This window comes from Streptomyces sp. NBC_01298, assembly GCF_035978755.1.
Taxonomy (GTDB): domain Bacteria; phylum Actinomycetota; class Actinomycetes; order Streptomycetales; family Streptomycetaceae; genus Streptomyces.
Window position 1 is genome coordinate 13,189 of the sequence record NZ_CP108417.1, and the last position, 24,527, is coordinate 37,715.

The window sequence follows — 24,527 nt, forward strand, 5'->3', positions numbered from 1 at the left end:
CGACATCGTCGGTGCGCACGACCGCACCGAGTGCACGGCATCGGGTCCACTCAGTGGCCGGCCTCCCGGCCCCGGTGCGGTCCGGGCTCTGGCGGGCGATGCGCCTGCTGATCGTCCCTGCGCACCGGGTGCGCTGCGTCGGCGTCGTCCTGTTCGGCGTAGCGGGTCGCTCGGGTGCGGGAGTCGCCGGCCGCCTTGGCGAACGCTTCCTGGAGATGGCGCAGCCGCTCGGCGGTGAGGTCGAGGGCTTCGACGTCGGTGCGGGACTCCCGGAGGGCCCGTAGCGCGGTCATGTCGATCGCCCCGGCGCGTGCGGCCTCCGGCTCCTGGTCGTCGTCCTCTTCCTCGAGGTCGGCGCCCGGGGGCACGATCAGCTGCTCGGGCATCGCGGCCTGCTGGTGCCGGGTGACGTCGTACGCCTGGCCCCGCGCGGCGGTGACGGTGGTGGTGCGCAGCTTCTCCCGCACCGCCGTGCCAGCGAGGACGGCTCGCTCGTACTGCAACGGGAGGCGGGGTATCTCCCACTCCCCTGCGTCCGAGCCCGGGGGCCCGGGTGCAGCCGGCTCGCCAGGATCGGCCGGAGGGCGCCGGTCCGGGTCGGGGGCCGGGGTGGGTGGGCGGCGCCGGGCGGGGAGCTCGGACAGGGACCAGCGGGCGGTGTAGAGGCGGTAGTCCTTCTGCAGGCCGATCGTGGTTTTCGGCTCGCTGATGTCCAGGCAGTGGGTGGAGATGGCGGTGGCCACGATCTTCTCGTCCAGGCCCGGTTCGCGGCGGCGGCCGCGCAGGACGAGGGCGAGGTGACGGCGGGTTTCGGCGAGCAGGTGCCTGCGGTGGAAGCGGCCGCCTTCGTTCATCACGAACACGGTCGCGGTGACGTCGACGGCCGCCAGGGCGACGTCGAGGACGGCGGCGACCCGGGCCCGGATCGCTGCGGCCGCGGCGCGGGCGTGCTCGAGGAGGGAGTTGATGACGTCGATGGCCACCCCGGAGTTGAGGATCGCGCTCGCCTTCCACCAGACGCGCAGCTGCGCGAGCGGCCGGGTCTTCTGCTTGGGCGGGCGGGTCTTGCGGGCGGCTATCTGGTTCATCTTGGCGCGGGCGGTCTCGGAGACCACGGGCAGGAACTTCAGCTCGCCGTCGTCGTCGACGGCGGTGACGTACTCGTGCTCCAGCTCGGCGAGGCAGGCGGCGATCTGGTCGCTGCGTCGGGAAGTCCAGCGGATCAGCTCGTGCGGCACCCCGGCGATCTCCATCACGGGCCGGCGCCCCTCGGTGACGGTGCGCGGCTCGGTCGCCAGCCCCAGTGCCTCGCAGACCTCGGCGGCCACGAGCTCGTTGTAGAGCGCGGAGGCGGCCACGGTGTTCTCGTGCAGGGCCGTGGTGTGGATCGAGTTCCACTTCCCGTCCGGGCGCTGCCCCTTCACTGACAACAGAAGATGGTCATGGAGCAAGGGCATCCCGGAGCGTGCCTCGTAGTGGCGGAAGCGCGCGGCGACCAGACCGCCGGGCGGCGGCACCCGGTAGATGCCGTCCTTCCCGTACCGGATCACCGCGACCTCGTCCTCGATCCACTCCAGCACCCGTACGATCGCGCGCTCGTGCGCGGCCTCGATCACCAGCCGGGTCTCCTCATCCCCCAGCGCCCATAGGAGGTAGATCGTCGGCTGCGGCCGGAACACGAAGTCGACGCCCGTGACCATCACCTGGCGTCCGAGGGCGCCGGCCTTGAACGCCTTCTTCGGGGACGCGCCCTGGGCGAGAAGCTCGGCCTCGATCCGGTCCGCGTACGGGTGCCGGCCCCGCTCGCCGAACAGGTTCCGCAGCTGGCCCTCGGTGACTTCCTCGCCCGGCACGAGTCCGAGCACGGCCAGGCCGCGGCCCATCCACCGCCCGACCGGAACACCCGCCTGCTCCTGGGCCTCACGCAGCGGCGTGCGGGCCGGGCGGCGGCCGTCACCGACAACGGTCTGGCGCAGGTAGTAGCGGTACATCTGACCAGCCCGGACAACCCTGATATCCACTGTCATGGAAACCACGTCACACGGCTCTGACCTGCAAGAAAAGACCGATCAGCGGAACGTCCCGCCAGGCGGGAGCAGCGGCCGAACTTTCTTCACCGGCGCCCGCCACACGGGAAGCGGCCACGAGCCAGAAGCAAATGTCATCGCTCTCCGGCAGACCTCACACCACGCCCCGGACGACACCAACAAACACCACTGAGCACCACCAAGTGCCCAGGAACGCACACCACCAACGAGCAGCGCCTACATCAGCCCCCGGTACCCGCCGGGGGCTCCGTCGTGCTGCCCGAAGGAGACCACCGTGCCCACCTTCGAGACCCTCCCGCGCTTCACCACGACCTCCGTCACCTCACCCCCGCCCAGCGCCGGCGCTTCCGCCACGTCGTCCTAGACGCCTTCGTCCCCGACCTCCGCGCCGACCGGCCCTTCCGACCCGGGTTACGGGAACCGCGCGGGTTCCCAGAATCCTGAGCCGCCAAGCAGAGGAACCCGTAAGCGAAACCCGCATCAGCCCTGGGGACGTGTACGGGTTGGCTTAGCCAGGTCGGCTTCGGGGCAGCGCCGCCGTGGCATCCTGTGGTGGCTGGGGCTGAGGCACGAAGAAGCGCCGGAGCCCAGGTGCACGCGGTAATCGGAGACCTGCCTCGGCCAGCACAAGTCGTCCGCCACACGAACCCTGTCGCACCGCCCCTAATGCTCAGTAACTTGCGGCTGCACAGGGCAGTAGACGGTTGCAGCGTGGAATGATTCGAGCATGCGCGTACCGGACGGGCAGGACCCTCATCCCTTCGGCCAGGATGCGGTGGACGCGTTCGAAGACCTGCTCGGCGGGACCCTGCGCCCTCGGCTGCGACGCGATTTCCCTGCCTGGATCCTCAATGCGCCGTTCATCGAGGCGAACCGGGGCGTGTTCATGCTGCGGTTCCTGCCGAAGTGGCAGGAGTGGGCTGCCACCGAGGCGCAGCGGATTGGCATTGTCACAAGCGATGTCCTGACGGGCGAGGCCGGGTGGAACCAGTTAACCCTGCTGTATGACGCGCTGCGTGTTCAGTTGCGGCAGATCGCTGATCGACGTTCCGCGTTGAGTTGGCGGGTGATCACGAGTCGGATCAACCCTGTGGATCTGCTGCCTGCCGCCCGTGCTTCGTTCTCCGTGGCCGTGTTGTCGTTCGCCCTGAGTGAGGTGGGGTCCAGCCGTCGCCCGTCCAGGTCGGCCGAGCTGTTCACGAGCCGGTGGTGGCTTGCCCCTCATGCCCTGACCGATCTGGACGAGCTGTGCTCGGTCGGGATGCTGCTGTTCAACGTGTACAACGCCCGTAGGCGCGTGGCCAAGGGCCAGAGTCTCAGGTTCGGTGGTCCAAACCTGATCCCAGAGGTTGCCGACACGGACGACACCGTTGAGCGTGCGATCTGGCTCTACGACGGCCGACTGAACTTCACCGGAGGCCACGGTAACCACCTGGGCTCGTTTCCGAGCTTGGTTACGGACCGCCGCGAATCTGCGAACATCATCACCTGGGCGGACCTGCGCGGCCAAGACCTCGTCTCACGTGATGACGTCGCACGACTGCTTCAGAAATACGGCCCAGTCTTCCCGCTCGGCACGAACATCGAGGACCTCGCACCCGCGGCCTTCTCCAGCGGCGTCGGTCTGACCCTGGAGACCCAGGCCGCCGCCGCGGTCCTTTCCGCGGCTTGGACCTATCTCGCGGATCGCGGAGCAACCTGGAAGGCCGTTCCCGGAGAATGGTCCCAGTACGGCTATCTGCGCTGCCCGCGCGATTGGTTCATCGCTCGCTTGAAGGACGGTCCGGCACTGCCCGAACTGCTCGGCTCATCATGGCGTGAGGGCGCGTCATTTCGCGGAGTAATTACGCTACTGACCCGCGAGAAGGTGGTGCTTCCGGTCGGACGCTACTTCGTCGTCGATCTCACGGGTGCCACCTCGCTGCTGATGCGCAGCTTCGAGCGGGCCAGAGAAGGGGCCGCGGCCAACCACTGGGGCAGCTCGTTCGAAGCCGCCGTGCAGGAGGCGATCGACACCACGCCCTGGAAACCGACCGGCGCGCTGCGCTTGCTGATCGGCAAGAAGGTCAAGGACGAGAACGGCAATGTGATCACGGACATCGACGCCGTCGCCTTCCACGCAGGAACTCTGTGGCTGGTCAGCGCGAAGGCTTTCCAAGCCGGGCCAGACTACGCGGTCGGTGCCTACGACGCCGTCAGGAGAATTTCGCGCAAGGCGGTGGCGGCGAGCGAGCAGTGGAACGGCTACCTCGAGAGGATCCGCCGGCGTCCATCCGCGCTCGGGGTGGTCCTGCCTGACGGATGCACGCTCGAAGGCTTGGTCGTAATGCCCTTCATCCCGTACGTGCCAGTCGGTTCCTCGGCCGCACAGCCGGTGGGCGACCTCTGCCACGTCTCGAGTATCCACGAGCTCATCGCAGTGGCCTTGCGGGCGTAGGGCCGTCCGGATCCCGGCACCCGCCGCTCCACTCCTAACGTCACTTGGGCAGCTTCGCCGTGCGCTCGGGGTGAGCGGTGGTGACGTAGTGCATGGCGGCCTTCTCGGTGATCCCGAAGAGCCTCATCAGCCTGAGAGGGTCGGCGGTTTCGGCTGCCTCGTTGAGGATGCGGTCCTGGCGCAGGCCGACCAGGGTGAGCCCCTGGGGCACGTCGTCGCGAAGCAGGGTCATGCCGACGGCGGGATGGTCGGGGTCGAGCGCCGATCTCTGGCTGACGATCAGGCGGGGGTTGGTCGAGGCGGGCCAGCGGCGGTGGCGGTAGTCCAGCCAGTCGGCGGCGATCTGGTGAGTGAGTTCCTCCAGGTAGAGGGTGTGCCGTCGGAGGCCGCGGCGGATAACGAGGGTGCCGCGTGCAAGGTCCAGGTCGCAGTGAGGATCGTGCGGAGTTCGTGGACGGGCACGGCGTGGACAGCAGCCAGGACGAGGACCAGACGCCCGAGCGCGATCGTCCGGGGCCGGCCGCAGGCCCCACGGTCTGATCTCGTTAGAGACCTTGACTGCCAACGCGGTCGTCACACCCCAACACAATGGCGCCGGGGCTAGAGCGAGTTCCGCGTGTCCAGGCAGCGCGTCGGACCGCACGTCGTTCGAGCGTACTCCCGGCCCGGCTGCTGTACCACGGGCAACGAACCCCTCACGGACTCGGCGTACGAAGTCGCTGCAGATCCGTACGAATTCGGAGGTGTCTCCTCCGCCATCACATCGGGGACCTAGTAAAGTTCGGCCGCATGAGCATCCCAACCCAGAATGGGGGGCGAGAGAAACTAATCACCTCCCTCACTCCTCAGCTGCGCAGACTCCTGAAGATCCGAGCCTTCGAGCACGGCATGGACATCCAGGACGCCACCGAGCACGCCATCAAGGCGTGGTACCTGACCTCCGATGTACCCGAGGTCGACACCGCCAAGGCCAAGACGTGGGGAACCTTCCTGCCGCCCGGCGAACCGGAGAACTTCAAGTCAGTATGCGGAGACCGCGGGGTCACCTACATCCAGGGGCTCGCCCAGGCCGTGACGCTTTGGCTGGAGCACCATCCCTCCCCCACCACTCCCCTGCACGCGCAGCCGGTGGCCCGGGTGATAGTCGCCAACCAGAAGGGCGGCGTCGGCAAGACGTTCATCTCGTCCGGTATGGCGCAGGCCCTGGCCGAGGCCGGAAGGCGTGTGCTCCTCGTCGACTACGACCCGCAGGGCCACCTCACGGCCGAACTCGGCTTCGAGGACGTGATGTACGAAGACGACGTCGAGACACTCCTCATGCACATGGAGGGCAGCGCGAAGGGCGACATCCGCGAGCTGCTCGTCGCCCTGGACCAGAAGCGGTTTGGTGAGCGGCTGCACCTGCTGCCGGCTTCAGACGATGCGTTCCTCCGCGACGTGTCCCTCTCGAAGGTCTCGTTCAGCGAGGCGGCTCTCGAACGCGCTCTGGAACCGCTGGAGGAGGACTACGACGTCATCATCATCGACGGCCCTCCGAGCTTGGGTCTGAACATGGACACGGCGCTCTACTACGTGCGACGCCGGGACGGGGAGCTCGCCGACCGGTCCGGCTTGATCACTCCGGTCTGGGCGAACAAGGCTTCCCACAGGGCTTTCAAACTGCTGAGAGCTCAGAAGGAAGACCTCTGCCGTAAGGGTCGGATCCAGATCGACTACCTCGGTCTCGTCGTCAACGCCTACGACAGCCGCCGCGGAAAGCTGGTCAAGGAGAACAAGGACCAGTGGGAGAGGAGCACCTCCCCGGCGGTCCTCGCCGTCATCGGCGACCTCAAGGAAGGCCGGGAGGCAGCAGACGGGGAGATCCCGCTGCTCGAGTACGCCCCCGACAGCGAGCACGCCCAGGCGATGCGCGATCTGGCGAAGGAGCTCGCCGTATGACCACCAGCCCCCAGCGAGTCACCCGCGGCTTCGACATCAACGAGGACGGCTCGGAGACCAAGCCGTCCCCGCGGCGTGTGCGGACCCGGCAGCAGATCATGGCCGGGGAAGGGAAGCGGCCGCCAGCGGCGGTGGCGCTGTCCGCTCTCGCGCACAACCCCTTCAACCCGCGCGATGAGCTCACCGACATCGAGGAGACCGCCGCATCGCTTCGGGACCGCGGTCAACTCCAGCCGGTCGCCGTCGTGCGTACGGCGGCCTTCCTCGCCGTCCACGCCGACCAGACTGAAGTGATTGGCGAGGCTGAGTACGTCGTCATCGACGGCAACAGGCGCCTAGCTGCCGCGCACGCGGCCGGTCTAGCCGAGCTACGAATCGACGTCAACGACGCCCTCGCGGCCAGTGCGGCAGACATCCTCGAAGTGGCTCTGATCGCAAACGTCCACCGCGTGGACGTGCATCCGCTTGATCAGGCGAGGGCTATCCAGGAACTCACTGCCGTCCACGGCACCCAGTTGGCAGTGGCCAAGCGGCTCGGAAAGACCGCAGGCTGGGTCTCCCAGCGGCTGGCCCTCCTCAAGCTGCCGAGTGAACTGCAGGAGAAGGTGGATACCGGCGAGCTTCCGGTCCGTGAGGGCCGCCGTATCGGAGGGCTGCCAGCCTCACAACAGCATGACGAGGCCAGCCGCGTGTTGAACGCACCGAAGCCGGCGGCGAAGCCCCGCAGTCGCCGCGACAGCAAGGCAGCCGCTGCTCCCGCTCCTACGGTTGCGTTGCCTGACCAGTCGAAGGGCGAGCGAGCGACCTCCGCGCAGCCGAGCTCAGATGTTTACCCGGTGAACACGGGTGTGGAGTCCGGCGACGTGCCCGACCTTCCCTGGGCCGACCCACAGTGGTTCAACGCGCGGCTCCGGGAGCACATGTCTGCCGAGCACCGCGAGGAGCTCACGCTGTTGCTCATGGCTGACGCCTAGGGTCCAAGAACTCCGGTGTTTACCAGGTAAAGGTCGGAGTGCCGACGAAGACGGGGCTTGCCTGACGGTGAGCCCCGTCTTAGTCTCCTCGCACGTTTACCAGGTAAATATGCAGCGGCTGCGGGTCATAGCGTGAGGGCAACAACTCGCCGACAGCCTCCTGCTGGCCCAGAAACACCAAAAGCCCTGCCCCGGCACGTGCCGGGGCAGGGCTTTTGGTTGGTGGAGAGTCAGGGTCAGGCCGCCCAGGTCGCGGGCACCGGCCCCTGGTCGGGGCTGGGTATGGAAGCGGTTGTCGCCTGGGCGGCCGGGTACCGCATGACGGTGATGGGGATGGCACCGGGCTCGGCGGGCGGGGCGTAGACCAGGCGCCAGGTGTTCTCCCATTCGCATCCGCATGGGTGGTCGGGGTGCGGGTGGCTGAGGATCACGGCGTGGGTGTGGACGGCTCGCGGGATGCGGGGGATGAGCTCTGCCGGGTCGTCGCCGGGGTAGAGGTGCAGGTTTCGCCAGCCGTGGACACGGTCCATGTAGGCGGCTGCGGCCTTGATGACGGCGGCCCAGGGCTGGTGTCCGAGGGCGACGAAGGCGGCCGGGAAGGGCCTCTCGTCGTCGGCCGACCCTCCGATGCCGGTGATGTGCAAGCCGCCCTGGGTGAGGAAGCCGTACCTCTTGGTGTGCTCGTCGGGGGTCCAGATCTGTTCGGCGGGGTGCCTCGTGCCGTCGGCGGCTTCGGTGGTCTCGATCTCGTACAGGGCGCTGGTCATGCGCTCACCCCCGCGATTGCGGCGGCCAGGAGCTCGACGACGTCGGCCTCGTACGGGTCGCTGTAGTTCTCGCGGTTGCTGACGTCGAACGGGGCGCTCTTCGCGGTGACCGTGAACCCGGGGATGACGGTGGCCGCCCTTCCCTCCAGTTCGGTGGTGAGGCGGTCGGAGTCGCGGGAGGCGAGCCAGGTCTGGCTGTACGGGCCGAGGCGGAGCACGGTGAAGCCGGATCCGTCGGGCTGCCGTGCTTCGACGTCGACGCCGTAGTGGGCCGGCAACATGCCAACGTCGTCGGGAAGGTTAAGGCCCGAGGCAGCGTGGGAGAGCGCGGTGTAAGCCGGCTGCCAGAGGCCGAGGATCATGGCGGTCTCGCAGCGGAGCCAGCCCTTACGGGTGTAGCCGTAAACGTAGGCCGCGGCGTGCGGGGTGTCGGGGTGGACCAAGGCGACGGCGATCACGTCGGGTCCGTGGTCGTCGCCCGGCCGGGTGTGCGCCCGTTCGATGTGGGCACCGACCCGGACGGCGACGTCCTGGGCGCAGCCGGGGATCCAGGGTGCGGGGGTGCGCAGGGCGGCGAGCATCGCGCGGAACGCGTCGACGGCGGCCTGGTCCTCAGGGGCGAGGACGGTACCGGGCACGGTGGCGCAGCGTCGGAACAGGCGACGGATCATCGGGAGGCTCTCCTGCTCGGTGCGGTGGTCGCCGTAGTCACGGCGGGGGTCGTGGACGGTGCGGCGGTGCGCGGCAAGGCCGGCGGCCCCGCCCTGTACCGGCAGCTGGCATTCGTCGCAGCCGTACAGCCACCTGTCGCCGGCGGGCAGTTCGGCCGGGGTGAGCGGGTGCGGGTGCGGGCCGTCGTCGGCGCGGCTCACGGCCGGGACCCGCGGATGTAGTCGATGGCGCTGGCGACGTGTGTGTTGGCCATGAGGCTGCCGCCGGTGTCGATCCGGTCCCGCAGCTTGTCGAGCCGCGCCCACGCCGTCGTGAGCTGCTGCGCGAGCCATGCCTCATCGCCGGTGGCGTCCGTACCGAGCCGGGCTTCGATCGCGGCGAGGCGGTCGGTGTCCTGGCTGCCCGCCTCCAGGAAGGTGTCGGCCCGGCGGAGCTCGTCGACCGTGAACGCCTCCTGCAGGCGCCGGGCTTCGTCGGCCGGCGGGTCGTCGTCGTACGCTGCGTAGCCGCGCAGGTGAACCGCGAGGCGGGCCAGCTCCCAGTTGCTCCGGCCCGGCTCCCGGCTTACCTCAAGGAAGGTCATCGCGCGCTCCCGACGCTCTCGCGGAGCACTTCATCAGCGTGCTCGCCGAGCTCCTGGTCCGCGCCGTCGAAGCCGCCGTGAACGGAGCAGACGATGTCCTCGCTGTCGTCCAGGTCGCCGTTGAGCGCGCGGGCGAGGCAGGTGACGCTGTACGCGGGCGCCCAGGCCCGGCCGGTGCATTCGTCGTCGTGGGGGCAGGGGAGCGCGACGTCGAAGCCGTAGTCGCCTTCGCCGTCGACGTTCTTCCGGAGGGCGAGGGTGAGGTACTGCTGGCCGAGGCGGATCTCCGCGACACGGTCACCGTCGGCGGCCTTCGAGCCGGGCTTCCACCGCCACAGCGGGAGGATCTCCTCGCCGAACACCCGGCGGACGAGCAGCATCTCGCCCAGGCCGTCGCCGCCGTCGAGTCCGAGGTCGGCGTTCCGGGCATCGCCCAGGCGCTGAAGGAACGGGAGCAGCTGGCAGAGGCTGTCGGAGAAGACGACCTCGTTGAAGCCCTCGGCCAGCAGCTTCGGGTGGGAGCGGACCATCGCCGTGTGCTGCGCGCGGACCGTGTCGTCGGGCACGGTGCGGTTGGCCGGCCGCGGGCCCTGCCGCTCCACGCACACGGAGACCGGGGTGGAGACCATGACCGCGACGGCGGGCATGTTGTGGCGCTTGGCGGCGGCGACCAGCGGGGCCCTGGTCGCGGGGGTGACGCTCGTGGCGTCGATGACGGTGAACAGGCCCCGGCGCATCCGGGCCTCCAGGAGCAAGTGCAGGGCGGCGACGGCGTCGCCGGTCGCGTCCTGATCGCCCGCCCGGTCGCTGACGACCTCGCGCAGGGAATCCAGGGACAGCACCTGGGAGGCGGGCCAGGTGCCCGCGAGGGTGGACTTCCCGGCGCCGGAGGGGCCGATGAGGACGACCATGCTGTGCTCGGGCATCTCCGGGAAGAACGTCGGCTTGCTCATGCGGGATCTCCTTGCGGGTCGAGGTTGCGGGCGGCCCAGAGCAGGCGCGCACCGGCGTTGTCGGTGAGCAGGGCGGCGGAGTCGTGCAGGTAGTGGGAGGCGTCGCCGCAGCGGTCGGGCTGGACGTGCTCGGCACGGCGTGCGGCAACGGTGACCAGCTGCGCGAGGGCCGGGATGAGGCCGCCGGGCGGGTCGGTGTCCTCGATGAGCTCGCGCAGGATCGCGGCGAGCTCCTCCTGGCCGACGCCGTCGGCGGCGACGTCGTCCTGGATCTGCTGGAGGGCCAGGCAGGCGATACCGACCGAGGCGCGCACGCGCTCCAGGCGGGTGCGGGAACGGGCGGTCACCGGCTGGTCGCCTTGGCGGTGGCGAGCAGCGCAGCGGCCGTCTCCCAGCCGTGGTGCCACGCGGAGTCCAGCGCGTACGCGCCGTTGAGGCCGTGATCGGCCAGGCGGAAGAAGTTGCCCTTGCCGGTCGTCGTCGCGAGCCGCTCAAGGACGCCGCCCGGGACGCGGCGGTCGGCGATGTAGTGGGTGATGCCCGACAGGGCGAGCGCAGCCGCGGCGGCGCCCGGGTGCAGCCGGATGCCCAAGACCCGGGCGCCGGCCCCGACCACGACGGCCTGCGTGGCCGTGTAGGTCAGGCAGTGCCAGGCGCACGCCTTGATCCCATCGCGGGTGCCGTACGCGACGGGCTCGGCGTCCGGGTCGGCGGCGGGCATCAGGACCGGCTTGGCGTCGGTGGCGGCCTTGACCCTGGCGCAGTGGTCGTTCTGGACCCAGTGGTCACCGATGTTGGCGGCGGCGCGGCCCAGGCCGAGGACGGCGGCGAACAGGGCGGGACGGTGATGCGTCATGCTGGGTTCTCCTGATCTCGAAAGGGTGAGGGAGCAGGGCGCCGGCCTCTTGCCGATGCTGCGGCGCCCGTGATCTCGCCCCGGCCGATCCGGCCGGGGCGAGATGCGTTCACGCGGCCAGCCGGTGCGCGGCCGCCGGGGGAGCGATGTAGCTGGCGGGGTCGGCCGGGGTGCCGTCGTGGCACTCCAGGCAGCTCGCCAGGGACGTCGGAAGCACGAAGAAGTACCTTCGGCGGCAGGTGCCACAGGTCTGCCGCGCAGCCATCGCCTTGTCGAGCGCGAACTCCTTGGCGAGGGTCATCGGCCGCACCGGCCTCGCCTTCGCGACCTCATACAGCAGGCCGTTCTTCGGGCCGCGGGTCTCGACCTCGGCAACCGGCTCCTGGCCGCCGGGGCGCAATCCCATCGCCCTGAGCTGCCGTTTGGTCGCGTACCCCGACGGCGCGCACAGGCGCTTGAACACCGGGATCGTCGTCTCGGGTTCGGCCGGGGCGTAGGGGTCGACGTCGACCAGGTCCTCGTCCTGGCCGGCCATCACCGGCTCCAGGTACCGGGCAGGCGGCGCCGGGGGAGCGGGTAGCGGGGGCCAGGGGTGGTGGGGCGCGGGCGGCCGATCCTGCGGCGCGGCCGGGGGGTGATCACGATGAACCCTCCAAGTCGGGACAGTGGCTGGCACGTGCGGGGGCGCCCGCCGGCCCCGGGTCGGGGTGGCAGGCGCGGGGTAGGGCTGCGGCCGGTCGGCCTGCCCGGGTCACCGGAGCCGGCCGCCCCGGGTGCGGGGCGGCCGGGCCGGTGGCCAGGCGGGACGGTCGGAGCTGGGGTCAGAGGGCTGCGGAGATGACGCCGAGGACGAGGGCAGCCGCGCTGCCGAGGACGAGGGTGGCTGCGGCGGAGGCCCAGAAGGGGTGCCCCGTGCCCTTGGGGTCGCGGAGGTCGCTGAGCCCGTCGGCGATGCGGGCGTGCAATCCGATCAGCGGGCCGAGGGAGGCGTACCAGCGGCCGAGGCGGTCGACCTGGCCGGCGGCTTCGGCGTCGGGTATGTGCCCGCCGTGGAGCGTGAGGCGGTGGCCCTCGCTCTCGGCGGCCAGGTCCTCGATGTGGTGCACGACGGGGCTGGTGGTGCGGCAGACGGTGCAGCGGTAGGCGTAGCGGCGCACGGGCGGTGTCTCCTGGTGGCTGGGGTTTTGGGCAGGACAGTGCGACGCCCCGCCGGGAAGGTTCTCCGGGCGGGGCGCTGGGCGGGGCGGGTGGGGTTGGGGGCTACGTGTTCTTGCGGTAGTAGCCGGGCCGGACGTGTTCGATCTTGCCGACCTTGACCAGGGCGGTCAGGGTGGTGGAGAGCGATTCGCCGTGGAGGTTGGTGAGGGTGCCGATCAGGTTCTCGTCCATGTCCACGCCGAGAGCGTCGTGGAGGCAGGCGAGTACGGCGGCTTCCGGGGACGGCTCCACCGGTGGGGTCAGCACCGGGGCCGGCGCGATTGGCCTCCAGTAGTTCCGGACGGCGCCGAGCTTGAACACCCATTCCTCGGTCTGCGGGTCCTGCCACTCGTGCTCGGGGAACACGTAGTAGTGGGCGCGGAGCAGCCCGAGGGCTTCGAGGCAGGCCGAGCGGCCACCGGTGACTTCGATCTGGATCACCGGCTGATGGGAGCAGTTCCGGCTGGGCTCGTGGTCGCCGAGGGCGCCGCAGTTGCACGGCGCCTCGAAGTCGCTGATGCCCTCGCTCGGTTGCATGGCTTCATGAAACCGCAGCCGGGGCCCCTGCGCCCAGGGGTTACTTGAGCCCGAGTTGGGTCAGTTCGCGGCGCGGAGCAGGAGGTCGAGGACCGGGCCGGCCCACCGCTGGCGGTTGTTGAAGCGGGGGAGCTCGTGGGGGTCGGCGGTGCCGAGGGCGGTCATGAGCCGGAGCTCCGCCGCCTTCACTTCCCGTGCCCACACGGTCGGGTCGTAGGCGAGGGCGGCGGCCTGGACGGAACCGAGGAGGCACAGGCCGTTCTGGTCGCAGAGGATTCCGCGGGTCCAGCCGTAGCGGATGATCAGTTCCCGCGCGGTGCGCAGGGTGTGGCGGACGCTGGGCTCCGGGTAGCCGGACGGGGCGCTGGCGTACACCGCCTCGACCTGACCGATCAGCCCCTGCACGGCTCGGGCGTCGGGGCCGGGAGAGAGCGGCCTGGGCGGTTCGGACGGCCGGCGCAGATTTCCGATCATGGTGCGTGTCTCCCTTCTACGTGTTCTTCCGGTAGACGCCGTTCTTGACGCGGTCGATGGCTCCCTTCTTGACCAGCTCGGTCAGGGTGTTGGAGAGCGTCTTTTCGTTGAGGCCGGTGAGGGCCAGGATCGTGGCCTTCGGCATGTCGACGCCGAGGGCGTCGTCGAGGCACTCCAGGACGGCGACGTCCGCGGCGGGTTCCGCCGGCGCCTTGAAGCCGCCACCGGGCGGAGGCTCGTATCCGCCGCTGCCCCAGCCCGAACTGCTGCTGGCCGGGGCTTCGCCGTCTCCGTTCACGGGGGTGTCGGCGATCTCGTGGCGGTCGTCCCAGCCGGTGAAGTCGCGGGGCCAGATGATGGCGTCTTGGTCGATGTAGGGGGCGGCGGATTCCAGGACCCAGGTCCGCATCATCTGCACCGGTTCGCCGGGCGAGCCGACGTAGCCGAGGCCGAACGTCCGCTTCGGGTCGTTGATGGGTACGTCGTCGGACCAGATGAGCGGCTCGTCCTCGACGTTCCAGGCAGCGGGGATGGCGCCGGGGTCGATGCCCTCGAAGCCTTCCACGGTGACGAGGTTGGACTGTGCGCTGTCGGTGCGGAGCATGATCATCGCTCCGCCCTGAATGACGTTGGTGCGGATCGCGGTGTCGCCCCCGAGTTTGGCCGCGTTCACCGCTTGGTTGACGATCAGCAGCGTCATGCCGAGGTTGCGGCCCAGCGAGGCGAGCTTGTCCAGGATGAACGCCGCCTCCTTGCCGGTCTCGGTGGCCACGTCGGTGATCATGTGGGTCTCGTCGATGATCGTCATGATCCACGGGCAGTCGTCGGTCGCCTTGAAGTTCTTCCGGCCCAGGCGCGCCGACTCCGCGATCCGGTGCTTGAGGATGGCGTATGCCAGGCGCAGGGCTTTGATCGCGTCATCGCCGGTCGCCGAGTAGGCAGCCATCTTCTCGACGTCGGGGTTGCTGGAGCCCTTCGGGTCGCCGTAGATGATCGCCATCCCGAAGAGGTGCGCGGCGAGGGCGATGATCTGGACGGCGCCGCCCTTGCCGGAGCCGGTGACCCCGGCGATGAACACGTGCTGCGCGCCGAGCTTGGGATCGATGAGCTGGAGGCGGGCAGGGCGGCCGGAGACGCCGCGCCCGATGGAGATGTACCCGCCCTCCGAGGGCTTCAGCGCCTGCGGGCCGGGGAAGGGCACCCCGTCTTCCAGGGGGTTCTTCTCCATGATGTGGATCTTCGCCTTGCGGGGGTCGGACTTGTTGGGCTGGTAGTCGACCAGGGTCATGGTGGACCGCAGCGCCCCCACGAGGTCCGTGCGGTTGGGAACGGGGAGGGCCGCCTTGTCCTCGTCGGCCACGACCCACGCGACCCAGCCGCCGGTCGCCGGGTCCACCTGGGCGTCCTTGAGGTGGGTGCCGGGCATGACGGTGGGCCGGACCAGGCGGGCCCACATCCCCTCCATCGTGGTGGGATCGAGCTCGGCGGGCGGGGTGCGGCGCACCGTCACGTACTGCTCGCCGGGGTGGTGCCCGGCGGCGAAGGTGACCCACGCGGCCGGCACCCGGTACGCGGAACCGATGGCGTCGGCGGAGACGTTCACCGACCGGCCCTGGGGGGCCTCGATGATGCCCTCCCACCGGTCTCCGGCGTCGTTCACGCCGACGAGGTGCTGGCCGGGGTGCGCGCCGCCCTCGCCGGAGATGTGGTCGGACCACACCTTGTAGAGGCCGCCCGGCCCCGGGGCGGCGGCCGGGGCCGCCTCGGGGGTGGGGGCGGTGATACGGACCTTGCGGGCGGCCAGGGCGGGGCGCAGCTTGATGGCGAGGCTGGCCCACATCGCCCACCACGCGGTGGAGACGACGCTGGACACCGTGAGGGGGTCGAGGAACCCGGTCATGAGGGCGTCGGCGTAGGCGGGGCCGAGGAACGCTCCTGGCACGGCGGCCATGGAGGTGAGGAGGCTGGAGCCCAGCAGGGTGGAGCGCTGGGCGGTCAGGACGTCCCCGATCCCCGTGGCGTCCAGGACGCTGGCGGGGATGCGGCCCACGTAGTGGGTGGCGAACGCCGCCGTCCCGCACACCGTGGCGGCGGCGGTGAAGGCGGCGAGGCCGGGTTCGAGGAGCGGGGTGAGGGCGCCCAGGGCGGGAGGGGCGATCACCGAGACGAGCGCGGGGACCTGGTCGGCGATGTGCGGGCGGCGGGTCACGGTGATCTCGGACATGCTCGGTTACTCCTGTTCGTAGAAGGCGGCTCGGGCCATGGGGACGGTCATCGCACCGACCTGCTCGTCGATGCCCTCGTGGGACTTCTGGGCCTGGGCGTCAGCGGCTCGCGCGGCGCCGCCCACGGTGTCGGCGGCCGACGCCGCGGCGATGGCGACCTGCGAGAGGCCGCGCATGATCCGCGCCGTGTCCTTGGCCTCGCCGGTCGTGTGGGTGTCCACTTCGAGGTTCGCCAGGTCGTCGGCGATCTGGGCTACGCGCTGGGCGTTCTGGTCGGCGCGCTGGCCGATCCCCCGGATCAGCTCGCCCTCCTTGGCAACGGAGTAGGCGACCTTCTGTACTTCCGCGCGCAGCGCACGGTACGTGGTCTCTGCCATCTGGGGGCTCCCTATCGGGCGTAGAAGGCGCGTTCGGCGGGGCTGGTCTCCGGGGAGTCGGCGACGGCCTTGTAGACGCCGCCGTGGCGCACCTCCGCGTTCTTGTTGAGGGTCTGCAGGGCGTCGATGCCGCGCACCGCGTTGGCGTGCATCTTGTCGGCCTCCCTCGCCTGGGCTTCGGTCGCCTCGTGGAGCCTCTGTAGGGAGGCGACCAGGTGCATGCCGCCCTTGATCTTCGGGTCCTGGCACTGCTCGATCAGCTGCTGGATCTGCTTGACGCGGTCCGCGGAGACCTCCTTTGCCTGCTTGCACTCCTCGACGATCTGGTGGGTCTGCTGCTCCTTGCCGTGAAGGAACCTGGTGAAGGCGCGCAGGTTGAGGACCTCGCCGCGGGTCAGGGTGCTGCCGTTGGACAGCTGCACCGTGTCGCCGACCAACTTCGCTCCCAGGGGCGTCACCTCCGGCGGGGCCGGAGCGGACGCGGGGGATGCGGGCGGGGCCGGCGGGGCGGGGGGTGTGGCGGGCACGGGCGGAACTCCTCGGGTGCGGTCGCGGGCGGCGTCCATCTGCTGCTTGTCTCGGGCGGCCTTGTCGCGGATGGCCTGCTGGCCGTCCGCGTAGCCGTCCTTCCACGCGGCCTTGTCCGCTTCGGCGGTGGCCTCCTGCGCCCCGGCCTTGAAACCGTCCTCGCGGGCGGGCTGGGCGGTGTACGGGCCCTTGCGGAGCTTGACCTTGCTCTGCTTGCCGGTGGGAGCGGGGCCGGCCGGAGCCGGAACAATCGGTGCGGCCGGACCAGCCGGCGCGGACGGACCAGCCGGCGCGGCAGGGCCGGGCGCCCGAGGGCTGGATACGGGCTTGGTGCCCGGCTTGTTGGTGGCCGGGTCGGGCTTCGCCAGCGTGGGTTTGTCCCCCGTCTTGACGGGGGCGGGCGCCGTGGCCGTGCCGGGGGCCGGGGCCTTCGGCGGCGTGTTCACGGCGGCGGGCTTGTTCTCCGGCGGCTGCCGCCCGCTCGTGTCGGTCTTGCGGCTGGTCTTGTCGTCGCGGCCCGTGCGGTCCTGCGTGTCCGTGGACGTCTTTCCCGTCTGCTGGCGGGTGTTGTGGTCCTTGTGGTCGTCCGAGGTCTTCGCGTCGCGGCTGTTCTTGTCCGCGGTGCTGCGGGTGTCGGAGGACTTCGCGTCGCGGGTGTTGCTGTTCTTGTCGGCCTTGGCGGTGGTCGCCGCGGTCTTCGCGTCGCGGCTGTTCTTGTCCGCGGTGCTGCGGGTGTCGGAGGACTTCGCGTCCCGGCTGTTCTTGTCGGCCTTGGTGCTGGCCGCCGAGGTCTTGGCGTCGCGGGTGTCGGCGGTCTTGGCGGACTTGTCGCTCTTGCTGGCGTGGGCGGTGGTGGCCGTGCGGTTCGACTTGGTGTCGGAGGTGGCGCCCTTCTTCTCCGCGACCTGGTGGTTGATCTTGCGGTCGGTGGACGATCCGCGGATCTCGCTGATCGTGTGCTGGACCTTGATCTGCTGCTGCGGACGGTTCGCGATGTAGGCCGCGATGCCCTTCCACATACCGGGGCTCGACGTGTTCTTTTCGGCCTTGCCGGGCTTGCCTTCCGTACCGCCGCTCTCCCCCTGCGAGGCGTAGGCGGCGGACCCTCCGGAGGCGTCCCGGGTGGGGCGCGCGAGCGCAACCGGAGCGAGAACCCCGCCCCCGGCGGGGGGTGCCGGAGCCGGGGCGGGGGCCTCCGCAGGGGGCGGGGCCGGCGCGGTGGCCGGGGGTGCGACCGTGGGCGGCTCAGGGGGCATCGGGGGCGGGGCGGGCGGGGTCGTCACTGCGGAATCCTCACTTTCTGTGACTTCCTTCCTTCCTTCCTTCCTGAGGAAAAGGCCCGTTCACGTCCTCTAGGAGGTCGGGAACGGGCCTTCTGCCCGGGAAGTAAGGAAGGAAGGAACTTACGCGGCGTTAGCGCTCTTGTTGGCCTTGCGGACCATGTATCCGACCCCGCCGATCGCGACCACGGCGACGATGAGCCCGCCGGTGACGCCGAACCCTCCGCCCTGCTCGGTACCGGAAACGGAAGATGCGTTGACCGCTCCCCTGGAGCCGCCGAGGTCCACTCCGCCGGGGGCCGGGAACGCCTCGGCGCAGACGTCCTTGTTGTAGCCGGCCTTCTCGATGCACTTCTGGAATCCGGCCATGCGACGCTCTTCCGCTTTCGCGTCCGGAGCGTTCAGCTTGGCCTTCTCCACCTCGAGCTGCTGGGCCTGGAGCGCGAGCTCCTGGGCCCGCACCTCGGCCTGCCCGGAGGACGCGCTGAAGGCCGAGACGCCGACCGCGCTGGCCCCGACGATGACCAGTCCGGCCATCGCGATCAGGGCCTTCGCCTGCCCGGTCATCGGGGCCTTGACGGGCGGGCCGTAGGGGGTGGGAGCGGGCTGCTCCCACCCCGCGCCCGTGGTCAGGTGGGTAAATTTCTGGTCGATGTAGTCGCGTTCACGGTCGTGGGTCACGCTGGGCTCCTCCTTGGAAGGGCGGGTGCTTTGTTGTCATTTGCACGTCTCGGCGAGAGCGCGACAGCTTCGTCGGGACCGGCCGATACCGGCCTCGCCGTAGCCGAAGACAGAGGAGGTCCCAGTACGGGAGACCGGCCTGCTGAAGGCGGTAAATCTGGTGTACTGGGCGGGCTGTGGCTGCTTCCGGCAGTTGCAGCGAGGTCCAGCCCGATTCACGCGGGCTGGACCTCACTGGTGGTGCCGGACACCGTTGCTGACCAGGTCAGCGGGAGATCTGCGGATCAGGCGGCCGGGGTGTAGCCGCCAGCCAGCAGTTCGGCGGCTTCCTGCCGGTATTCGGAGGCGGTGCCGGGGGAGGCGACGGCCAGCTCGTGCTGGATGTCGGCGAGCGGAAGCTGGTCGACGCCGCCGACGGCGAGGATCATCCGGGCGACCCTGCGGACCGCGCGCTCGCGCGGCTTGAGCTTCGCGATGTCCTCGGCTTCGACCGCGCGCCGCTCGATTTCGGCGGTGACCCGCCGCGTTTCGGCAGCAGCCCGATCAGCTTCGGCAGCCTCCTTCTTGGAGCGCGCGATCTGCGCGACGGCCTCCTCTTCGCGGCCCTTCTCCTCCGCCTTCTTCCGGTTGGCTTCGGCAGTGGCGCGCGCCGCTTCGGCAGCGGCCCGCTCGATTTCGGCAGCGGCCCGCTCGATTTCGGTGGCGACCCGGTGCGTTTCGGCAGTGGCCCGCCGGTTCTCGGCGATGGTCCGGGTCTCGATCGCCCGCGCCTCGGCAGCGGCCACCTTGTCGGCCTCCGCCACTTCCTTCCGCTTCTCCGCCGCCTGGAGCTCAAGCGCCGCCGTACGGAGGTCCGCTTCGGCCTCCGCCTCACGCTCCTCGGCCGCCTTGCGGCCGGCCTCGGCCTCACGTGCGGCGGCCTCGGCGACGACCGCGTTGTCCAGGGCCTGCTTCTCCATCGCGGCCGCCCGCTCGGCGGCGCTGACCTGGGCGCGGGCATGCGCTCGGGCCTGCCCGGTCTGGCCGTCGACCTCGGCGCGCACCGTCTCGACCTTGCCCTTGGCCCGCAGCCGGGCTGCCTCGGCCTCGGCGTCGGCGATCTCGCTGCGGGTCTCGGCGTCCCTGCGTCGGCGCTCGGCGTCCTCGGCCCGCTTCTGAGCTGCCTGTTCCTGCTCGTCGGGCATGGCCAGGGCCTGCGCGACGGTGTAGCCGTAGGGCGCCATCCGCATCGGCAGCAGCTCGTCCTCGGTGGCCTCAGCGAGGTCGCCGTCGTACTTGCGCTTGAGCCACTGCTCGTAGGCGATGAGCTCCTGGTCGCGGCGGGTCATCTCCGGGTACGAGTTGACCCCCCACAGCCGCATCCGGCGGAAGATCCTGGCCGTCGCCCCCGGGGCGAGCGTCCAGCGGATCCACGGAATCGAGTCACGCTCGCTCCGCTCGGGCCGCACCATGCGGTCGATTGCGTCCCGGCCGAGCTCCACCACCGCGATGAACAGGACCGGGACCAGGCCGTGCGCGCCGGCCGCAACGTAGTCAAGCAGCTCCCATCCCCGTCCCTTGGGCGCGCCGGAGGCGGCGTTGAGGACGACGGTGGCCGCAGTGAGCAGCCAGACGGGGTAGCGGATCCAGCTGATGGGGCGCTTGAGCCAGGCCATCAGCAGGTCGACCGCGATCATGATCATGATGCCGACGTCGACGCCGATGGCGAAGAGCTGGCCCTTGCCCAGCGAGCCGAAGCGGAGCCTCTCGAACGCGAACACCGCGACATGCTCGAAGGACAAGTACAGGCCGATGCCGGCGAGGACGAGCGCGGCGGCCACGATCGCCCCGGTCGCCCACTTCTGGCTGCCGGTCAACTTCATCCCGGAGGGCTTGCCTTCGGTTCCGTTTTCCGTCTCGGAGACGGGCTCCGGCGCGTCCGAAACGGTGCCGGTCGCCTGCGAAACCGGCTCGGGCGTTCCCGAAACGGCGGCCGGTCCGGCCGGGTCGAGGTTGGAGTCGGCCGCGGTGCGCGGCCAGTCGGTGAGCGTCATGGGGGCCTCCAGGAGGGATCGTTCAGGGCGTGCGCGAAACGGCGGGGGCTGGCCGCGAAACAAGCTGGGCCGGTCTCGAAACGGCGGTCGGCGCGGATCATCGTCGGGACATCGGACACCGGCTCTACCCGACTCAGACGCACGAAAAGGCGGCGGCCCGGGGGGCGGGAAGCCGGGTGCGCGAAGTGCCGTTGGGCGGGCGCGAAACTGGGGACGGCTCCCGCGTGCCGGGCGCGAAGTCGAAGCGGTCAGGCGGCGTCGGCGAGGTGGCCGCGGACGGCGCGTCGCTTGAGGGCGCGGCGCTCGTCCTCGGTGAGCCCGCCCCACACCCCGTGCTCCTCGCCGCGCTCCAGGGCGCCCTCGAGGCAGGACGCGACCAGCGGGCAGGTGGCGCAGATCGCCTTGGCCCGTGCGATCTGCAGGGTCGACAGTGCGTGCACGAAGAACAGCTCGGGGTCGGCGCCGGCACAGGCCGGACGGGGCTTCGGCGCAACGACGGGCGTGCTGGACGGGGTGCGTACGATGGTGCGCATGAGGGCCTCCAGAGGGTCCGTGCGTACGAGACAGCCCCGGGGATGCCGCCCCGGGGCTGTTCTGTTTCTGCGGCCGGACGGCCTGAGCGAGAAGAAGGAGCGGGAGCTCCCGGCGCTCTCCGCCGGCCCCGCCCGGATGAAGGGGCGGGGACGACGGGCAGGGCCGGAGGGTCAGGTGCGGCGCTTCGCGGACTGCCGGGCCTGGTAGGCGTCCTGAGCCTTCGCGAAGACCGTGTGGATCGGTGCTCCAACCGCGCAGGGCTGGCCATGCTGGCAGGCCGTGCAGTCGCGGGTGTGCAGGGTGGAGGCGCTGAACGTCTCCATGTAGCGGATGTAGACCGGGTCGGCCTTCGGCGCGGTCATCGGCCGCTTCCTTCGGACGACCGTCGGTTGATCTCGGCGAGCTTCCGGCTCAGCTCCTCCTGGTCGTCGGCCATCAGCGGGCCGACCAGCTGGAAGAAGCGGTCGGTCTCATCGCGCTCCGGGCCGCGAGCGTTGTCCTCGTCCTCCATGTCGCGGTAGGTGCCGTTCGACGGGGTGGCGGGGAGAGGGCGTGCGATCATGTCGAGCATCAGGTCCTCCATGGGGTCCTGGACAGTCCGAGGGGCGCAATCCCAAGGGCTGTCGCGATCACTCCCCTTGCCGGGGAGTTGGCTGCTGTACGAGCAGCCACGGCCCCGGCCGCCCCTCTGTTGAAGCGGGGTGGCCGGGGCCGTGGTCGTTCGTCCGGGGCGGATCAGCGCGCGGGGCGCTGGGGGTGGAGCGTGTCCCGCGGGACTTCGGGACCGTCCATCGGGGCGTCACCGGCGGGCACCGCCCGGCGCTTCTTGTCGGCGGCGGCCACGCGGAGCAGTACCGCGTTCCAGTCGGCCAGGCGCCCGGCCGCCGTGCGCTCGGCACGAGCTCGCAGGGTCCGGTCGGTCTGCGGGCTGAACGCCTTGGGCAGCACCGTGGTGGCGGTCCGGCTGGCGGTCTCGGCACCGCCGTCCTCAAGCCGCTCCTGCCACTTCTTGACCGTCACGTCGACGGTGACCAGGCGGTTGCTGCCCAGGTGGCAACGGACGGCCGCGTCCTTGCCCGCACGGCCGGTGTCGTGCGGCACGACCTTGGGCTGCTTGGTCTGGAGGCCCGTGATCGGCACCCACGTCCTGCAGTCGGGGCAGACCAGCGACGCGCAGGTCGGCCGCAGATCGAACTGGTGAGGCTTGAGGGTGGAGATGACGAGCGCCGGGCGGGCGTTGACCGTGCGGGAGCGGGTCCGGCTCCGTCGGGTGCGGGCAGTGCGCTCAAGGGTGGAAGCAGACATCTGAACTCCTTAAGGACGGAGTGACGGGGAGCGCGTCGCGATGCTCTCTCTGCCCTCCAGGCCGCACGGCACAAGGCCGGCGCCCGTAGGACAGACAGCGCACAGCGCTGCGACGTGCACACAGTGGTCGCGGCCGTCAGGCTCCGGAGGAGTTCGATGGTGCTCTCGCGCCCTCAGCGAGTGAGGACTACTCCGGCCGCCCCGAAGGGCGAACAACTACTGCGGTGATGCGTTTGGGGGTCGCGCTCATGCCTCGACTCTTGAGGAGCCGAACAACTCGAACCGTACTAGCACTGTTAGTGCGAGTCAATACTCGAAGTGCTAGCTAGCACTGTTGCTTTAGATGTGAGAATGTGTCCATGACTACGCGATGCAGAGAGGAAGGCGGTCCCATGGCCAGCGGATATGCACTGACAGTGCGGTTTTCCTTGCGAGACGCCGAGGCCGCCGGGCTGTTCGACGCCCTCGTATCGAGGACCGCTGAGGGAATTCGCTCCGAGCCCGGAACCCTCGTCTACGTGGTTCACACACCCGTTGGTGAGCCACTGGTGCGGGTGTTCTACGAGCTCTACGCCAACCGTGAGGCCTTTCAGGCTCACGAGGAACAGGCTCACACCCGGCACTTCCTGACTGCACGCGAGGAGTACCTGACCAGCACCGATGTCGTATTCCTGGACGAGCTGCAAGAGCTCAGCAAGCGTCCAGGAGTTGAGGAGTCGTGAAACCGACCGGCAAGGACGTGGATCCCCAGGACCGAGGCTTCGGCCAACGCGTCCAGAAGCTCCGGAAGGAGCAGGGGCGCACTCAGACCGAGCTCGCGGCCACGCTCGGAAAGACAAGCAGCTGGTTGTCGCAGGTCGAGCGCGGCATCCAGCCCGTCCAACGCATGGACTTGCTGCAGCAGATCGCCGATGAGCTGGGCGTTCCCGTGCAGCAACTGCGTCCTGGGGCTCCGTCCGACGCCGGCGGACCGTCGCAACCTGCTGCGCCGTTGTCGTTGTCCAACGATCTGGACGAGACTAGACGGCTGATCTCTGGCCACCCGGCTCTGCAGACGCTGCTGGCCGGACTTGAGAATGAGGAATTGCGTCCCGTTGATCTTCTCCGCAGCGACGTTGACGACCTCTGGGAACTGACCCACGCAGGACACATGGCGCAGGTCAGTGTCCTGACCGTGGAGCTGCTCCCCGAGCTCGAAAAAGCTGCTCGCACAGCGCAGGAAGGATCCCGGAGCGAGCTGTACCTTCTGCTCTCTCGCACGTACCAGGCACTGTCTGCGGCTTTCGTTCGCCAGGACGAGGCTGATGCCGCTTGGGTTGCCGCTGACCGAGCCATCTTCGCTGCGGAACGCTCCGGCGATCCGCTGAACGTGTGCGCCAGCGTCTTCCGCATGGTGCAGGCGTTCGTACGTCTGCGCAGCCTCGGGCAGGCCGAACACGCGGCTCGAACTGCCATCGACGCCCTGGTAGCCCAAGACGGCCGATCGCCAGAGGCGCTCTCCGTCCTCGGTTCGCTTCACCTGGCGCTTGCTCTGGTTCACGCGCGGGCGAGTGCCCGTAGCGAGGCGAAAGAAGAGATCTCCCGAGCTCGCGCCATCGCGGCGCGACTGGGCGAGAACCGGAACGACTTCAACCTGGAATTCGGACCGGTCAACGTCGAGATCCAAGCCGTGAGTACCGCGGTGGACCTCGGTGATGCTGGTGAGGCTCTCGACATCGGCCTCGCCATTGATGCCGCCGGGCTGTCCCCCGAGCGCCAAGGACGGCTGCTGATGGATCTGGGGCGAGCGCACGCGCAGAGGCGACATGGGGGAGAGGCCCTCGACTGCCTGCTGCGCGCTGAAGCCATCGCGCCAGAAATCATCCAAACGCATCGGGCCGCTCGTGCCGCCATTCGCGAGCTGGTCCTCGTTGCCGGCTTGAACGCGTCGCGTGACTTGCTGGAGCTGGCCGAGCGAGCTGATGCCTTGGAGTAGGCCACCGCCCCATACATGTTGATCGTCAACAGCCACTGGATCCCTCCCCCTACGAACGCCCTGTTTCATGGGGCCCATCACACCGGGGTCGGGAGGATCGCAACATCACAACGGCTTGTCGAAGCGCGTGCGCAGATTCATTCACGGGTTTTC

General features: G+C 69.9%; 27 protein-coding genes. 5 read left to right on the forward strand and 22 right to left on the reverse strand.

All coding sequences use genetic code 11. The features are described 5' to 3' along the window. Nucleotides 1-50: 50 nt before the first annotated feature. A complete protein-coding gene (mobF, locus tag OG730_RS43595; RefSeq protein ID WP_327310045.1) occupies nucleotides 51-2,027 on the reverse strand; it encodes a MobF family relaxase in 1,977 nt (658 codons plus the stop codon). A 237-nt stretch (nucleotides 2,028-2,264) separates the two neighbouring features. Beyond that, complete coding sequence (locus tag OG730_RS43600; protein ID WP_327310046.1) at nucleotides 2,265-2,402, reverse strand: hypothetical protein; 138 nt, start codon at nucleotides 2,400-2,402, stop codon at nucleotides 2,265-2,267. 373 nt (nucleotides 2,403-2,775) lie between these two features. On the opposite strand from OG730_RS43600, the gene OG730_RS43605 reads away from it, so the two are divergent. After that, nucleotides 2,776-4,485, forward strand: coding sequence for a hypothetical protein (locus tag OG730_RS43605; protein WP_327310047.1), 1,710 nt, complete (start codon nucleotides 2,776-2,778; stop codon nucleotides 4,483-4,485). A 40-nt stretch (nucleotides 4,486-4,525) separates the two neighbouring features. Here OG730_RS43605 and OG730_RS43610 read toward each other — a convergent pair whose 3' ends face one another. Continuing rightward, nucleotides 4,526-4,717: a hypothetical protein gene (locus OG730_RS43610; RefSeq protein ID WP_327310048.1), complete on the reverse strand. Its 192-nt coding sequence runs from the start codon at nucleotides 4,715-4,717 to the stop codon at nucleotides 4,526-4,528. 557 nt (nucleotides 4,718-5,274) lie between these two features. Here OG730_RS43610 and OG730_RS43615 point away from each other — a divergent pair. Next, nucleotides 5,275-6,423 (forward strand): ParA family protein, encoded by a 1,149-nt coding sequence (locus OG730_RS43615; protein ID WP_327310049.1) that lies wholly within the window; start codon nucleotides 5,275-5,277, stop codon nucleotides 6,421-6,423. Then, complete coding sequence (locus OG730_RS43620; protein WP_327310050.1) at nucleotides 6,420-7,397, forward strand: ParB/RepB/Spo0J family partition protein; 978 nt, start codon at nucleotides 6,420-6,422, stop codon at nucleotides 7,395-7,397. Before OG730_RS43615 ends, OG730_RS43620 begins: the two co-directional genes overlap by 4 nt. A gap of 236 nt (nucleotides 7,398-7,633) precedes the next feature. On the opposite strand, the gene OG730_RS43625 is transcribed toward OG730_RS43620, so the two are convergent. The 19 genes from OG730_RS43625 to OG730_RS43715 all read right to left on the reverse strand — a co-directional run bounded on the left by OG730_RS43625 (nucleotide 7,634) and on the right by OG730_RS43715 (nucleotide 22,399). Beyond that, nucleotides 7,634-8,164: a hypothetical protein gene (locus OG730_RS43625; protein ID WP_327310052.1), complete on the reverse strand. Its 531-nt coding sequence runs from the start codon at nucleotides 8,162-8,164 to the stop codon at nucleotides 7,634-7,636. Beyond that, nucleotides 8,161-9,036, reverse strand: a complete 876-nt coding sequence (locus OG730_RS43630) for a hypothetical protein (RefSeq protein WP_327310053.1) — start codon at nucleotides 9,034-9,036, stop codon at nucleotides 8,161-8,163. Before OG730_RS43630 ends, OG730_RS43625 begins: the two co-directional genes overlap by 4 nt. Then, a complete protein-coding gene (locus tag OG730_RS43635) occupies nucleotides 9,033-9,419 on the reverse strand; it encodes a hypothetical protein (RefSeq protein WP_327310054.1) in 387 nt (128 codons plus the stop codon). The genes OG730_RS43630 and OG730_RS43635 overlap by 4 nt, the downstream gene beginning before the upstream one ends. Beyond that, nucleotides 9,416-10,372, reverse strand: coding sequence for an AAA family ATPase (locus tag OG730_RS43640; protein ID WP_327310055.1), 957 nt, complete (start codon nucleotides 10,370-10,372; stop codon nucleotides 9,416-9,418). The genes OG730_RS43635 and OG730_RS43640 overlap by 4 nt, the downstream gene beginning before the upstream one ends. Then, nucleotides 10,369-10,719 (reverse strand): hypothetical protein, encoded by a 351-nt coding sequence (locus OG730_RS43645; protein ID WP_327310056.1) that lies wholly within the window; start codon nucleotides 10,717-10,719, stop codon nucleotides 10,369-10,371. The genes OG730_RS43640 and OG730_RS43645 overlap by 4 nt, the downstream gene beginning before the upstream one ends. Further along, nucleotides 10,716-11,228: a hypothetical protein gene (locus tag OG730_RS43650; protein WP_327310057.1), complete on the reverse strand. Its 513-nt coding sequence runs from the start codon at nucleotides 11,226-11,228 to the stop codon at nucleotides 10,716-10,718. The genes OG730_RS43645 and OG730_RS43650 overlap by 4 nt, the downstream gene beginning before the upstream one ends. Nucleotides 11,229-11,337: 109 nt before the next feature. Beyond that, a complete protein-coding gene (locus OG730_RS43655; protein ID WP_327310058.1) occupies nucleotides 11,338-11,763 on the reverse strand; it encodes an RRQRL motif-containing zinc-binding protein in 426 nt (141 codons plus the stop codon). Between the two features lie 286 nt (nucleotides 11,764-12,049). Next, nucleotides 12,050-12,385: a hypothetical protein gene (locus tag OG730_RS43660; protein ID WP_327310059.1), complete on the reverse strand. Its 336-nt coding sequence runs from the start codon at nucleotides 12,383-12,385 to the stop codon at nucleotides 12,050-12,052. 103 nt (nucleotides 12,386-12,488) lie between these two features. Beyond that, the gene (locus tag OG730_RS43665) at nucleotides 12,489-12,962 is read right to left on the reverse strand and encodes a hypothetical protein (RefSeq protein WP_327310060.1); all 474 of its coding nucleotides are present in this window, start codon (nucleotides 12,960-12,962) and stop codon (nucleotides 12,489-12,491) included. A gap of 60 nt (nucleotides 12,963-13,022) precedes the next feature. Next, complete coding sequence (locus OG730_RS43670; RefSeq protein WP_327310061.1) at nucleotides 13,023-13,436, reverse strand: DUF6197 family protein; 414 nt, start codon at nucleotides 13,434-13,436, stop codon at nucleotides 13,023-13,025. A gap of 16 nt (nucleotides 13,437-13,452) precedes the next feature. After that, on the reverse strand, nucleotides 13,453-15,660 hold the full coding sequence (locus OG730_RS43675; protein ID WP_327310062.1) for a P-loop NTPase family protein: 2,208 nt from the start codon (nucleotides 15,658-15,660) through the stop codon (nucleotides 13,453-13,455). A gap of 6 nt (nucleotides 15,661-15,666) precedes the next feature. Beyond that, nucleotides 15,667-16,038 (reverse strand): hypothetical protein, encoded by a 372-nt coding sequence (locus OG730_RS43680; protein WP_327310063.1) that lies wholly within the window; start codon nucleotides 16,036-16,038, stop codon nucleotides 15,667-15,669. 11 nt (nucleotides 16,039-16,049) lie between these two features. Next, complete coding sequence (locus OG730_RS43685) at nucleotides 16,050-17,849, reverse strand: hypothetical protein (protein WP_327310064.1); 1,800 nt, start codon at nucleotides 17,847-17,849, stop codon at nucleotides 16,050-16,052. A 120-nt stretch (nucleotides 17,850-17,969) separates the two neighbouring features. After that, a complete protein-coding gene (locus tag OG730_RS43690; RefSeq protein WP_327310065.1) occupies nucleotides 17,970-18,527 on the reverse strand; it encodes a hypothetical protein in 558 nt (185 codons plus the stop codon). A gap of 284 nt (nucleotides 18,528-18,811) precedes the next feature. Continuing rightward, entirely contained in the window at nucleotides 18,812-20,560 is a 1,749-nt protein-coding gene (locus OG730_RS43695) for a DUF2637 domain-containing protein (protein WP_327310066.1), read from the reverse strand. 248 nt (nucleotides 20,561-20,808) lie between these two features. Further along, nucleotides 20,809-21,093, reverse strand: a complete 285-nt coding sequence (locus OG730_RS43700; protein ID WP_327310067.1) for a WhiB family transcriptional regulator — start codon at nucleotides 21,091-21,093, stop codon at nucleotides 20,809-20,811. 171 nt (nucleotides 21,094-21,264) lie between these two features. Continuing rightward, nucleotides 21,265-21,456: a hypothetical protein gene (locus OG730_RS43705; RefSeq protein ID WP_327310068.1), complete on the reverse strand. Its 192-nt coding sequence runs from the start codon at nucleotides 21,454-21,456 to the stop codon at nucleotides 21,265-21,267. Further along, nucleotides 21,453-21,665 (reverse strand): hypothetical protein, encoded by a 213-nt coding sequence (locus OG730_RS43710; protein WP_327310069.1) that lies wholly within the window; start codon nucleotides 21,663-21,665, stop codon nucleotides 21,453-21,455. Before OG730_RS43710 ends, OG730_RS43705 begins: the two co-directional genes overlap by 4 nt. 164 nt (nucleotides 21,666-21,829) lie before the next feature. Beyond that, nucleotides 21,830-22,399 carry a hypothetical protein gene (locus OG730_RS43715; RefSeq protein WP_327310070.1) on the reverse strand — a complete coding sequence of 190 codons (570 nt, stop codon included), beginning with the start codon at nucleotides 22,397-22,399 and terminating at the stop codon, nucleotides 21,830-21,832. Nucleotides 22,400-22,791: 392 nt separating this feature from the next. On the opposite strand from OG730_RS43715, the gene OG730_RS43720 reads away from it, so the two are divergent. Both OG730_RS43720 and OG730_RS43725 read left to right on the forward strand, forming a co-directional pair. Continuing rightward, complete coding sequence (locus OG730_RS43720) at nucleotides 22,792-23,121, forward strand: putative quinol monooxygenase (protein WP_327310071.1); 330 nt, start codon at nucleotides 22,792-22,794, stop codon at nucleotides 23,119-23,121. Continuing rightward, nucleotides 23,118-24,374 carry a helix-turn-helix domain-containing protein gene (locus OG730_RS43725; RefSeq protein WP_327310072.1) on the forward strand — a complete coding sequence of 419 codons (1,257 nt, stop codon included), beginning with the start codon at nucleotides 23,118-23,120 and terminating at the stop codon, nucleotides 24,372-24,374. The genes OG730_RS43720 and OG730_RS43725 overlap by 4 nt, the downstream gene beginning before the upstream one ends. The last annotated feature ends 153 nt before the right edge of the window (nucleotides 24,375-24,527 follow it).

Coding starts and splice junctions, on each gene's coding strand:
- OG730_RS43665 (WP_327310060.1), bottom strand. CDS start 12,962: ATGCAACCGAGCGAGGGCATCAGCGACTTCGAGGCGCCGTGCAACTGC.
- OG730_RS43655 (WP_327310058.1), bottom strand. CDS start 11,763: ATGGCCGGCCAGGACGAGGACCTGGTCGACGTCGACCCCTACGCCCCG.
- OG730_RS43680 (WP_327310063.1), bottom strand. CDS start 16,038: ATGGCAGAGACCACGTACCGTGCGCTGCGCGCGGAAGTACAGAAGGTC.
- OG730_RS43640 (WP_327310055.1), bottom strand. CDS start 10,372: ATGAGCAAGCCGACGTTCTTCCCGGAGATGCCCGAGCACAGCATGGTC.
- OG730_RS43720 (WP_327310071.1), top strand. CDS start 22,792: ATGGCCAGCGGATATGCACTGACAGTGCGGTTTTCCTTGCGAGACGCC.
- OG730_RS43650 (WP_327310057.1), bottom strand. CDS start 11,228: ATGACGCATCACCGTCCCGCCCTGTTCGCCGCCGTCCTCGGCCTGGGC.
- OG730_RS43620 (WP_327310050.1), top strand. CDS start 6,420: ATGACCACCAGCCCCCAGCGAGTCACCCGCGGCTTCGACATCAACGAG.
- OG730_RS43605 (WP_327310047.1), top strand. CDS start 2,776: ATGCGCGTACCGGACGGGCAGGACCCTCATCCCTTCGGCCAGGATGCG.
- OG730_RS43715 (WP_327310070.1), bottom strand. CDS start 22,399: ATGTCTGCTTCCACCCTTGAGCGCACTGCCCGCACCCGACGGAGCCGG.
- OG730_RS43705 (WP_327310068.1), bottom strand. CDS start 21,456: ATGACCGCGCCGAAGGCCGACCCGGTCTACATCCGCTACATGGAGACG.
- OG730_RS43625 (WP_327310052.1), bottom strand. CDS start 8,164: ATGACCAGCGCCCTGTACGAGATCGAGACCACCGAAGCCGCCGACGGC.
- OG730_RS43700 (WP_327310067.1), bottom strand. CDS start 21,093: ATGCGCACCATCGTACGCACCCCGTCCAGCACGCCCGTCGTTGCGCCG.
- OG730_RS43675 (WP_327310062.1), bottom strand. CDS start 15,660: ATGTCCGAGATCACCGTGACCCGCCGCCCGCACATCGCCGACCAGGTC.
- OG730_RS43610 (WP_327310048.1), bottom strand. CDS start 4,717: ATGACCCTGCTTCGCGACGACGTGCCCCAGGGGCTCACCCTGGTCGGC.
- OG730_RS43635 (WP_327310054.1), bottom strand. CDS start 9,419: ATGACCTTCCTTGAGGTAAGCCGGGAGCCGGGCCGGAGCAACTGGGAG.
- OG730_RS43615 (WP_327310049.1), top strand. CDS start 5,275: ATGAGCATCCCAACCCAGAATGGGGGGCGAGAGAAACTAATCACCTCC.
- OG730_RS43670 (WP_327310061.1), bottom strand. CDS start 13,436: ATGATCGGAAATCTGCGCCGGCCGTCCGAACCGCCCAGGCCGCTCTCT.
- OG730_RS43695 (WP_327310066.1), bottom strand. CDS start 20,560: ATGACGCTCACCGACTGGCCGCGCACCGCGGCCGACTCCAACCTCGAC.
- OG730_RS43710 (WP_327310069.1), bottom strand. CDS start 21,665: ATGCTCGACATGATCGCACGCCCTCTCCCCGCCACCCCGTCGAACGGC.
- mobF (WP_327310045.1), bottom strand. CDS start 2,027: ATGACAGTGGATATCAGGGTTGTCCGGGCTGGTCAGATGTACCGCTAC.